General features: G+C 72.2%; 8 protein-coding genes and 1 pseudogene. 6 read left to right on the forward strand and 3 right to left on the reverse strand.

Going from position 1 to position 10926, the window contains the following annotated elements:
• Nucleotides 1-8: 8 nt before the first annotated feature.
• Nucleotides 9-1364 carry an SWIM zinc finger family protein gene (locus ACIRQP_RS08050; protein ID WP_403885105.1) on the reverse strand — a complete coding sequence of 452 codons (1356 nt, stop codon included), beginning with the start codon at nucleotides 1362-1364 and terminating at the stop codon, nucleotides 9-11.
• 131 nt (nucleotides 1365-1495) lie between these two features.
• Between ACIRQP_RS08050 and ACIRQP_RS08055 the strand changes: the two genes are divergently transcribed.
• The 6 genes from ACIRQP_RS08055 (at nucleotide 1496) to sucD (ending at nucleotide 9238) form a co-directional block, all read left to right on the forward strand.
• On the forward strand, nucleotides 1496-1930 hold the full coding sequence (locus ACIRQP_RS08055) for an MmpS family transport accessory protein (RefSeq protein ID WP_403885108.1): 435 nt from the start codon (nucleotides 1496-1498) through the stop codon (nucleotides 1928-1930).
• Nucleotides 1931-2110: 180 nt separating this feature from the next.
• The gene (locus ACIRQP_RS08060) at nucleotides 2111-3226 is read left to right on the forward strand and encodes an AAA family ATPase (protein ID WP_403885111.1); all 1116 of its coding nucleotides are present in this window, start codon (nucleotides 2111-2113) and stop codon (nucleotides 3224-3226) included.
• Nucleotides 3223-5670 (forward strand): DUF5682 family protein, encoded by a 2448-nt coding sequence (locus ACIRQP_RS08065; RefSeq protein ID WP_403885114.1) that lies wholly within the window; start codon nucleotides 3223-3225, stop codon nucleotides 5668-5670. The genes ACIRQP_RS08060 and ACIRQP_RS08065 overlap by 4 nt, the downstream gene beginning before the upstream one ends.
• Nucleotides 5667-6905 carry a VWA domain-containing protein gene (locus ACIRQP_RS08070; RefSeq protein ID WP_403885116.1) on the forward strand — a complete coding sequence of 413 codons (1239 nt, stop codon included), beginning with the start codon at nucleotides 5667-5669 and terminating at the stop codon, nucleotides 6903-6905. Before ACIRQP_RS08065 ends, ACIRQP_RS08070 begins: the two co-directional genes overlap by 4 nt.
• A 252-nt stretch (nucleotides 6906-7157) precedes the next feature.
• On the forward strand, nucleotides 7158-8333 hold the full coding sequence (gene sucC, locus ACIRQP_RS08075; protein WP_403885119.1) for an ADP-forming succinate--CoA ligase subunit beta: 1176 nt from the start codon (nucleotides 7158-7160) through the stop codon (nucleotides 8331-8333).
• A gap of 20 nt (nucleotides 8334-8353) precedes the next feature.
• Entirely contained in the window at nucleotides 8354-9238 is an 885-nt protein-coding gene (gene sucD, locus ACIRQP_RS08080; RefSeq protein WP_403885121.1) for a succinate--CoA ligase subunit alpha, read from the forward strand.
• 91 nt (nucleotides 9239-9329) lie between these two features.
• Here sucD and ACIRQP_RS08085 read toward each other — a convergent pair whose 3' ends face one another.
• Nucleotides 9330-10184 carry an RNA polymerase subunit sigma-70 gene (locus tag ACIRQP_RS08085; RefSeq protein WP_403885409.1) on the reverse strand — a complete coding sequence of 285 codons (855 nt, stop codon included), beginning with the start codon at nucleotides 10182-10184 and terminating at the stop codon, nucleotides 9330-9332.
• A gap of 513 nt (nucleotides 10185-10697) precedes the next feature.
• A pseudogene (locus ACIRQP_RS08090) lies at nucleotides 10698-10850 on the reverse strand (helix-turn-helix domain-containing protein); the annotation flags it as partial.
• Between the last annotated feature and the right edge of the window lie 76 nt (nucleotides 10851-10926).

A 10926-nucleotide genomic window follows, 5' to 3' on the forward strand; every position in this document is an offset into this window, starting at 1 on the left:
CGGGACCGTCAGGTGAGCGGGACCGTCCCCCGTATGTCCTCGGACCAGGCCGCGAGCGGATGGAAACCGCGGTGGCCGCACTCACCGAAGACCGTGACCGGACCGCCGCCGGACAGCGCGGCCAGCTTCCACAGACCGGGCCGCGAGAGGGCCGAGTCCGTGATCGGCAGCGCGGATTCCCCGTCCGCGTCGGCCAGTTGCCAGCCGCCGCCGGGTGCCGGCACGGGGATGACCTCCGCCAGCGTCACCGGCCACGCGTCCAGCCAGGGATCCGCGCGCAGCGCCGCACCGTACGCCTCGATCGCCGCTGTCGTGGAGCCGCCGCGCGGCGGTCCCGGGATCGGGGCCGGGGCGCCGAACTGCTGCCCCCAGTCGGCCCGTAGCTGCCCCGCGCCCCCGTGCGGGGTGATCTCCGCCTCGATCATCAGGCCCACCGGCAGCCCCAGTTGCGGGGAGCGCCCCGCCGCGCCGAAGGCGAGCAGCAGCGCGGAGCGCCCCGAGTCCCGTCCGTGCAGCCGGATCCGGCGGGTGACGAGCTGGCCGTCCGAGGAGTCGTACTGGGCGAGGACCAGCCAGTGGTCCCTGACCGGCGGGCCGGCGGCCGGTGACGGGAGGCCGATCCTCGTACGGACGGTCGTCGCCAGCGGCTCCGGCAGCCGGTCGCGGCCGAGCCACGCCGTGGTCAGCAGATGCAGCAGCGCGGACTCCTCCAGCAGCCGCACCGGCCAGCCGGGGCCCGAGCCGGGGATCGCTCCCAGCTCCCGCACCCGGCCCGCGAGCCCCGGCGCCTGCGCGTCCACCATCCGGGCCGCCGTCTCCCCCCACAGCCCGTACCCCGACTGCTCCGCCGTGGCCAGCCCGCCGCGCAGCAGATCCGTCAGCCGCCGCTCAAGCTCCGTGGCGCCCGCGCTGATTCTGGTGGCCCTGCGCTCGGCCCTGCGCCGCGCGGCCTCGGGATCGGCCGGTTTCCCGGATCCGGCCGTGCCGGCTTCCGCCGCGGGCCGCTCCCCGCCACGATTCCGGCGCCCTTCGAGCCATTCCCCGGCCCAGCCGGGCTCCTCCGCCCTCTCCGGCACGCAGCGCTCGTCCACCGCCCAGAGCAGCAGCAGCCCCAGCGCGTGCTTGCACGGAAACTTCCGACTCGGGCAACTGCACTTGTAAGCAGGGCCCGTTGTGTCCACAATGGTCTGATACGGCTTGCCGCCGCTGCCCTTGCACAGGCCCCACACGGCCCCGGCGGGGCCGCTGCCCGCATCCGACCACGGCCCGGCCGTGCCCAGCTTGTTGCCCGCTTTACGTGACGCTTCGTCAGGAGCCAGAGCGAGCACCTGTTCCGTTGTCCAGCGCACCCCCGTTTGATTCATGTCCACGACGTTAGAGCGCCCCACTGACAATCGCTCTGACCTGCGTATTCAACGAACAACGGGCAGAATGACGTTACTTTGCCTTTGCTATATCGTGCGAGCTTCCTACGCCACGATCCGGGGGATCACTCATGAACCGCACCGTCCGCGCAGCCCTCACCACCCTCGCCGTCACCGGCCTCGCGCTGGGCCTCGGAGCCTGCTCCGAGGCCGCGGACCGCGTCGACAAGGCCGTGACCGACGAGGTCGACAAGGCCGTCAACGAGACCTACGAGGTCACCTACGAGGTCACGGGCAAGAACATCGACACGATCGACTACCACGGCGGGGGCGGCGAGGCCCTGGAGCCCAAGATCGAGACCGTCGAGAACCCCACGCTGCCCTGGACGAAGACGGTCACGCTGCGCGGCATCATGCCGCCCGGCGTCATGCCGACCGCCCTGGACCTGTCCGGCGCCGAGGTCACGTGCAAGATCATCTACAAGGGCGAGGTCATCAAGGAGGAGACGGACGCGGGCAAGGCCGCGGCGGGCGGCTGCATCGCGGTTTCCCCGATCGCCGGGTGACGATCACCGGGTAACAGTCGTCGGGCAACGGTCGCCGGGCAACTCCCCTCGTACGCGGGCGCGTCCGCGACGCCCTGCCCTGCCAGGCCCGTGACGACGGCCGATTGGACGACGGCCGATTGTCAGTGGCGTGGTGCACCGTGGAACTCACATCCGGTCGACCGATCTGGAGGGGGATCCATGACCGTGCCCGAAATCACCACGCCCGCTGGGACCGAGGAGGTGCTGCGCCCGCACGCCGAGGACGCGTTCGCCGACGAGCTGAAGGCGCTGGCCGCGGCCGACGACCGGCAGCGGCCCGCCAGGTGGCGGCTGTCGCCGTGGGCCGTGGCCACGTATCTGCTCGGTGGCACGCTCCCCGACGGGACGGTGATCACACCGAAGTACGTGGGGCCGCGGCGGATCGTCGAAGTCGCGGTCACGACGCTCGCCACCGACCGGGCGCTGCTGCTCCTCGGTGTACCGGGCACCGCCAAGACCTGGGTCTCCGAGCATCTGGCGGCGGCCGTCAGCGGTGACTCGACCCTGCTCGTGCAGGGCACGGCCGGCACGCCCGAGGAGGCGATCCGCTACGGCTGGAACTACGCGCAGCTGCTCGCCCACGGCCCCAGCCGCGACGCACTGGTGCCCAGCCCCGTGATGCGGGCCATGTCGGAGGGCATGACCGCGCGCGTCGAGGAACTGACCCGTATCTCCGCCGATGTGCAGGACTCGCTCATCACGATCCTGTCCGAGAAGACGCTGCCGGTCCCCGAGCTGGGCCAAGAGGTGCAGGCTGTCCGGGGGTTCAATCTGATCGCCACGGCCAACGACCGCGACCGCGGGGTCAACGACCTCTCCAGCGCGCTGCGCCGCCGCTTCAACACCGTCGTCCTGCCGCTGCCGGCCACCCCGGAGGCCGAGGTCGACATCGTCTCCCGGCGCGTCGGCCAGATGGGGCGTTCGCTCGATCTGCCGACCGGGCCCGAGGGCATCGACGAGATCCGCCGGGTCGTCACGGTCTTCCGTGAACTGCGCGACGGCGTCACGACCGACGGCCGTACGAAACTCAAGTCCCCCTCGGGGACGCTCTCCACGGCCGAGGCGATCTCCGTGGTCACCAACGGCCTCGCGCTCGCCGCCCACTTCGGGGACGGCGTGCTGCGGCCGGGCGATGTCGCGGCCGGCATCCTCGGCGCGGTCGTCCGCGACCCGGCGGCGGACCGGGTGATCTGGCAGGAGTACGTCGAGACGGTGGTCCGCGAGCGCGACGGCTGGAAGGACTTCTACCGCGCCTGCCGCGAGGTGAGCGCGTGACCACGACGCGCGCGCCGGGCGCGGGCGCGGCGGTTGGGGGCGGATCCGGCGCGGGCGGACCGCTGCTGCTCGGGATCCGGCATCACGGACCGGGGTCCGCGCGCGCGGTACGGGCGGCCCTTGACGCGGCGGCGCCCCGGATCGTCCTCGTCGAAGGCCCGCCCGAGGGGGACGCGCTGCTGGCGCTCGCCGCCGACGAGGCGATGCGCCCGCCCGTCGCGCTCCTGGCGCACGCGGTGGACGATCCGGGGCGCGCGGCTTTCTGGCCGCTGGCCGAGTTCTCGCCGGAGTGGGTCGCGATCCGCTGGGCGCTGGCGCACGACGTACCGGCGCGGTTCATCGACCTGCCCGCGGCGCACTCGCTGGCGCTCGCGGCGGCGGACGACGAATCCCGGGACGCGGACGACGGATCCCGGGACGACGAGTCCGAGGACGACGGATCCCGCGACGGATCCCGGCGCGACGAGAGCGTGCGGATCGATCCGCTCGCCGTCCTCGCCGAGGCAGCCGGGTACGACGACCCCGAGCGGTGGTGGGAGGACGTCATCGAGCACCGCGGCCCCGGCCGCGCGGACGACCCCTTCGCGCCGTTCGTGGCGGTCGCCGGGGCGATGGGCGCGCTGCGCGAGGAGTACGGCGACGGCGGACCCCGGCGCGATCTCGTCCGCGAGGCCCATATGCGGCTCCAGCTCAGGACCGCGCGCAAGGAGTTCGGGGACGACGGCGTCGCCGTGGTCTGCGGCGCCTGGCATGTGCCCGCGCTCGGCCGGAAGACCACCGTCGCCGCGGACCGCGCGCTGCTGAAGGGGCTGCCCAAGGTCAGGACCGGGATCACGTGGGTGCCCTGGACCCACCGCAGGCTCGCCCGGCACAGCGGTTACGGCGCGGGCATCGACTCGCCCGGCTGGTACGGACATCTCTTCGGCGTGCCGGACCGCCCCGTGGAGCGCTGGCTCACCAAGGTCGCCCGCCTGCTCCGGGAGGAGGACAGGACCGTCTCCCCCGCTCATGTCATCGAGGCGGTACGGCTCGCCGAGACGCTGGCCGCCATGCGCGGGCGTCCGCTCGCCGGTCTGACCGAGACCACCGACGCGGTCCGGGCGGTGATGTGCGAGGGATCGGATGTGCCGCTCGACCTCATCCACGACCGGCTCATCGTGGGCGAGGTGCTCGGTGAGGTCCCCGACACGGCCCCCGCCGTGCCGCTCCAGCGCGATCTCACCGCGCTCCAGCGCACACTGCGGCTCAAGCCGGAGGCGCTGGAGCGCGAGCTCGACCTGGACCTCCGCAAGGAGTTGGACGCCGAGCGCGGCAGGCTCCTGCACCGGCTGCGGCTGCTCGGCATCGACTGGGGCGAACCGCTCATCGCGCGGGTGAGCACCGGCACGTTCCGGGAGAGCTGGCGGCTGCGCTGGGAGCCCGAGCTGTACGTACGGGTCGCGGAGGCCGGCGTGTGGGGCACGACCGTGCTCTCCGCCGCCACCGCCAAGGCCGAGTCGGAGGCCCTCTCGGCGACCGCGCTCGCGGAGGTCACGGCGCTGGCCGAGCGCTGTCTGCTGGCCGCGCTTCCCGACGCGCTGCCCTTGGTGATGCGGGCCCTCGCCGACCGCGCCGCGCTCGACGCCGATGTCGGCAGGCTCGCCCAGGCGCTGCCCGCGCTGGCCCGCTCGCTGCGGTACGGCGACGTGCGCTCCACCGACACCGGAGCGCTCGGCGAAGTGGCGGCGGGGCTCGCCGAGCGGATCTGCGTCGGGCTGCCGCCCGCCTGCGCCGGGCTCGACGCGGACGGAGCGGCCGAGATGCGCGGGTATCTCGACAGCGTCCATACCGCGATCGGTCTCCTCCCGGACGGCGACGGCCGGGATCTGGCCGGGCGCTGGGGGGCCGTCCTGCACATGCTCGCGGAACGGGACACCGTCCCCGGGGTGATCAGGGGCCGGTCCGCCCGGCTGCTGCTGGACGACGGACGGCTCGAAGAGGACGAGGCGGCGCGGTTCATGGGCCTCGCGCTGTCGCCCGGCACCCCGCCGACCGACGCCGCCGCCTGGATCGAGGGCTTCGTCGGCGGAGCGTCCGGGGCGGGGCGCCACCGGGCGGCGAGCAGCGCGGGAGGCATGCTCCTGGTCCACGACGAACGCCTCCTCGGCCTTGTGGACGCCTGGCTGACCGGCGTGTCGGCCGAGGCATTCACGGATGTGCTGCCGCTGCTGCGCCGCACGTTCTCCGCGTACGAGCCGGGCGTACGGCGCACGCTGGGCGAGCTGATCAGGCGCGGGCCCGCGAGCGTTGGCCCGGTGGCACCGGAGGCCGCCGCGCCCGGCTTCGGCCCCGGGCTCGACGAGGCGCGCGCGGACGCCGTACTGCCGGTGCTCCGTCTGTTGCTGGGAGCCGAGGGCATCGGCGGCGCCGACCACAGCGACGATCTTCTGGAGGTGGCGGGATGAGCGGCGGCATCGGCACTGACGGCGCAGGCACCGAGGGCGTCGGCATCGGCGGGACGGACCGCGCCGCCGACGAGCGGCTGCGCCGCTGGCGGATGGTGCTCGGCGGGGAGAGCGCCGACGGGACGGGATGCGTTCTCGCCGGCAGGGACGCGGCGATGGACGGCGCGCTGTCCGCCCTCTACGGCACGGGCAAGGAGAAGGGCAACGCCGGCGGCACCAACCGCTCGGCCGGGCTCGGCGCCTCCGCGCCCTCCGTCGCCCGCTGGCTCGGGGACATCCGTACGTACTTCCCCAGCTCCGTCGTCCAGGTCATGCAGCGCGACGCGATCGACCGGCTCGGGCTGGCCGCGCTGCTCCTGGAACCGGAGATGCTGGAGGCCGTCGAGGCCGACGTCCATCTCGTCGGCACACTGCTGTCGCTCAACAAGGCGATGCCCGAGACGACCAGGGAAACGGCGCGCGCCGTCGTGCGCAAGGTGGTCGCGGACATCGAGAAGCGGCTCGCCACCCGCACCCGCGCGACCCTGACCGGCGCGCTCGACCGGTCCGCGCGCCTCAGCCGGCCGCGCCACCGGGACATCGACTGGGACCGTACGATCCGCGCGAATCTCAAGAACTACCTCCCGGAGCGCGGCACGGTGGTCCCGGAGCGGCTCATCGGCTACGGCCGCGCCGCGCAGTCGGTGAGGAAGGAGGTCATCCTCTGCATCGACCAGTCCGGTTCGATGGCGGCCTCCGTCGTCTACGCCTCCGTCTTCGGCGCGGTCCTCGCCTCCATGCGCTCCCTCGCGACCCGGCTCGTCGTCTTCGACACCGCCGTCGTCGATCTCACCGACCAGCTCGACGACCCCGTCGACGTCCTGTTCGGCACCCAGCTCGGCGGGGGCACCGACATCAACCGCGCGCTCAGCTACTGCCAGTCGCGGATCACCCGGCCCGCCGACACCGTGGTCGTACTGATCAGCGACCTCTACGAGGGCGGGATACGGGACGGGATGCTGAAGCGGGTCGCGGCGATGAAGGCGTCGGGCGTGCAGTTCGTCACGCTGCTCGCGCTGTCCGACGAGGGAGCGCCCGCGTACGACCGCGAGCACGCGGCGGCCCTCGCCGCGCTCGGTGCGCCGGCCTTCGCCTGCACCCCCGATCTCTTCCCCGAGGTGATGGCGGCGGCGATCGAGAAACGCCCCCTTCCCATACCGGACAAGGAACTGCCGAACAGGGCGATCTCCCGGTGACACGGGGGGCTTTCGCGCCGGGTGTGACAGGTATCACCGCTCTGTGACAGGTATCACCGCTCATCTGTGATCCTCGATTTAGGGACCTACCGCCCACGGGGATAGCCTGCGAGACGGACATGCCGCGTACCGGACAGCGGGTACGCCACCCTCTGTGACAGCGCAGTCACGTTGCCCTTCGCGGCACGCCCACGCAGACAACGAACCCGCGATCACCAGGCTGCGGTTTCAAAAACAAAGGGACGGACACGCGTGGACCTGTTCGAGTATCAGGCGAGGGACCTCTTCGCCAAGCACGGTGTACCGGTGCTGGCCGGTGAAGTCATCACGACGCCTGACGCGGCTCGCGAGGTGGCCGAGCGGCTGGGCGGCAAGGCTGTCGTCAAGGCGCAGGTCAAGGTCGGCGGGCGCGGCAAGGCGGGTGGCGTGAAGCTGGCCGCCGACCCGGCGGACGCCGTCGAGAAGGCCGGTCAGATCCTGGGCATGGACATCAAGGGCCACACGGTCCACAAGGTGATGCTGGCCCAGACCGCGGACATCGCGGAGGAGTACTACGTCTCCTTCCTGCTGGACCGCACCAACCGCACCTTCCTCGCCATGGCCTCCGTCGAGGGCGGCGTGGAGATCGAGGTCGTCGCGGAGGAGAACCCGGACGCGCTCGCCAAGATCCCGGTCGACGCCAACGAGGGCTGCACGCCCGCGAAGGCCGCCGAGATCGTCGCCGCCGCGAAGTTCCCGGCCGAGATCGCCGACCAGGTCGCCGACGTCCTGCAGCAGCTGTGGACCGTCTTCATCAAGGAAGACGCCCTCCTCGTCGAGGTCAACCCGCTGATCAAGTCCGGTGACGGCAAGATCATCGCGCTCGACGGCAAGGTCTCGCTCGACGAGAACGCCGACTTCCGCCAGCCCGAGCACGAGGCGCTGGAGGACAAGGCGGCCGCCAACCCGCTGGAGGCCGCGGCCAAGGCCAAGAACCTCAACTACGTCAAGCTCGACGGTGAGGTCGGCATCATCGGCAACGGCGCGGGTCTGGTCATGTCGACCCTCGACGTCGTCGCGTACGCCGGTGAGGCGCACAACGGCGTGAAGCCCGCCAACTTCCTCGACATCGGCGGCGGCGCCTCCGCCGAGGTCATGGCGAACGGCCTGGAGATCATCCTCGGCGACCCGGACGTCAAGTCCGTGTTCGTCAATGTCTTCGGTGGCATCACCGCGTGCGACGAGGTCGCCAACGGCATCGTCCAGGCTCTTGAGCTGCTCAAGACCAAGGGTGAGGACGTCACGAAGCCGCTGGTCGTGCGTCTGGACGGCAACAACGCGGAGCTGGGTCGCAAGATCCTGTCCGACGCCAACCACCCGCTCGTGCAGCGCGTGGACACCATGGACGGCGCGGCCGACAAGGCCGCCGAGCTCGCGGCTGCGAAGTAAGGGACAGGGACTCCAACACCATGGCTATTTTCCTGACCAAGGAAAGCAAGGTCATCGTCCAGGGGATGACCGGCGCCACCGGCATGAAGCACACCAAGCTCATGCTCGCAGACGGCACCAACATCGTCGGCGGTGTGAACCCGCGCAAGGCCGGCACGTCCGTCGACTTCGACGGCACCTCCGTACCGGTCTTCGGCTCCGTCGCCGAGGCCATCGAGAAGACCGGCGCCGACGTGTCCGTCGTCTTCGTGCCGCCGGCCTTCGCCAAGGCCGCCGTCGTCGAGGCGATCGACGCCGAGATCGGTCTGGCCGTCGTGATCACCGAGGGCATCGCGGTGCACGACTCCGCCGCCTTCTGGGCCTACGCGGGCAGCAAGGGCAACAAGACCCGGATCATCGGTCCGAACTGCCCCGGCCTGATCACCCCCGGCCAGTCCAACGCGGGCATCATCCCGGGCGACATCACCAAGCCCGGCCGGATCGGTCTCGTGTCCAAGTCCGGCACGCTGACTTACCAGATGATGTACGAGCTCCGTGACATCGGCTTCTCCTCGGCCGTCGGCATCGGTGGCGACCCGGTCATCGGTACGACGCACATCGACGCGCTCGCCGCGTTCGAGGCCGACCCCGAGACCGACCTGATCGTGATGATCGGCGAGATCGGCGGCGACGCCGAGGAGCGCGCGGCGGACTTCATCGCCAAGAACGTCTCCAAGCCGGTCGTCGGCTACGTCGCGGGCTTCACCGCGCCCGAGGGCAAGACCATGGGCCACGCCGGCGCCATCGTCTCCGGCTCCTCCGGCACCGCCCAGGCGAAGAAGGAGGCCCTGGAGGCCGCGGGCGTGAAGGTCGGCAAGACGCCGACCGAGACGGCCGGGCTCGCCCGCGCCATCCTCGCCGGCTGAGCCTCCGCCTCCCGCAGTCCCGTACGGCACCACGCGCGTGGGCCCGCACCCTCTCCCGGGTGCGGGCCCACGCGCGTGTCCGACCGGCCGGTCAGAGCGGTTGCGGTACGAGCCGGTGGGGGCCGGTCGCCGGTGCCCGGCGGAGCTTGTCGCGCAGCATCATGTCCTGCTTGCTCAGCCTCGGCGGACCGCCGGTACCCGGAACGCCGCCGACCCGCTCGCCCGGCGACAGCGGCGGCTGGTACTGCGTCGGAGCGGTGGCCAGGGTGAACCCCGTCGCCCCGACGATCAGCACGGTGAAGGCGATGGCCGCCCGCGTCCAGAACCGGGCCCGCCGCTCGCAGCCGGACCTTATGGCGGGCGCCGCCGCGATCGGGGGTGGTGTCACCGTCCGGATGAGCGCGCCGAGCCGCTGCTGAAGCAGTTGCGTGTCGGTCAGCTCGGGCAGCTGCGCGGCGACCGCCTCGCGCGCGTGCAGCAGCCGGTTGGCGGTGGCCGGAGTGCTCGCCTCGGTCTCGGCCGCCGTCTCCGGCAGATCGAGGCCGAGCCCGTCGTAGAGCAGCAGCGTACGGCGGTACGACACGGGAAGACTCAGCAACGTCTCGCGCAGCGCCCGCCCTTCGGGCCCTTCCTGTTCGCGGGCGACCGGATCGGGGCGCTCTCGCCGGCTGCGCAGCTGGTGCCAGGGCGACATCGCGTACTCGTAGGCGGCGGCCCGTAGCCAGCCCGCCGGGTCCCGGTCGACCGCGACCTCGGGCCAGCGCGCCCACGCGAGATGGAAGGCGCGCTCGACGGACTTCTGGGAGATGACCCGCCGCCCGGTGAGCAGATACGCCTGGCGCACGAGGGAGGGCGCGGTGAACGCGTACAGGGCGTCGAAGGCCTCGTCGGGTGTGCGGGGCTCGGTCCCGACGGCGGGCGGGTCGGGCCAGTCGACGTTGCGCACATCAGCGGCGGGCTCACCCGTTCCGGTCGTGTTCGCTCCCGTCGTGTTCGCTCCGGTCCTGTTTGCTCCGGTCCTGTTTGCTCCGGTCGTGTTTGCTCCGGTCGTGTTTGCTCCGGTCCTGTTCGCTCCCGTCGCATTTGCTCCGGTCGTGCCCTTTCCGACCCGGTTCGTCGCGGGCGTGTTCGCTGTCGCCGCGCTCGCGGGCACCCCGCTCGCCTTCGCACGGCCACGTCCGGCGGTGGTGGGCGCGGGTGGAGGTGCGGCGCCGGCGGTGGGTGCCGCCGCTGTCCTCGCATTACCCCAGGCCCTCGCCGTACCCGTGGGTCTCCTGGACGCGGACGCGCTTCGGTTCCGCGCCGCGGACCGCTGGGCGGCCGCCCTCGCCGCCTCCCTCCTGGCCCGTTCCTCCTGCGCCGCCTTCTCGCGGAGCTCCGCCGCGATCCCGGCCAGCAGCTTCACGTACAGCTCCCCCTTGCGCCCGCGCGGAGCCGTACGCCCGGTCTCCCAGGATCTGAGCGTCGACCGCGTGACACCCACCGCGGCGGCGGCCTGTTTCTCGGTCATGGGCCTGAACTCGCGCAGTCTGCGCCGCTCCTCGGGGGCGGGCAGCGACGGGGCGCCGGCCCTGGCGCCTCGTGCGGTGCTCTGCGTGGCCTTCTGCGTCATCTGGGACTCCCCGCAGCACGGTTCTCGGCAAAAAAGCACATAAAAGTATTATTGGGCGACACGGCGACTATTCGCC

Origin of the sequence: Streptomyces sp. NPDC102274 (genome assembly GCF_044766385.1) — a bacterium.
Taxonomy (GTDB): domain Bacteria; phylum Actinomycetota; class Actinomycetes; order Streptomycetales; family Streptomycetaceae; genus Streptomyces.

Excerpts from the sequence above, each read along its gene's own strand:
- ACIRQP_RS08060 (WP_403885111.1), top strand. The coding sequence starts at position 2,111 with ATGACCGTGCCCGAAATCACCACGCCCGCTGGGACCGAGGAGGTGCTG.
- ACIRQP_RS08070 (WP_403885116.1), top strand. The coding sequence starts at position 5,667 with ATGAGCGGCGGCATCGGCACTGACGGCGCAGGCACCGAGGGCGTCGGC.
- ACIRQP_RS08055 (WP_403885108.1), top strand. The coding sequence starts at position 1,496 with ATGAACCGCACCGTCCGCGCAGCCCTCACCACCCTCGCCGTCACCGGC.
- ACIRQP_RS08050 (WP_403885105.1), bottom strand. The coding sequence starts at position 1,364 with ATGAATCAAACGGGGGTGCGCTGGACAACGGAACAGGTGCTCGCTCTG.
- sucD (WP_403885121.1), top strand. The coding sequence starts at position 8,354 with ATGGCTATTTTCCTGACCAAGGAAAGCAAGGTCATCGTCCAGGGGATG.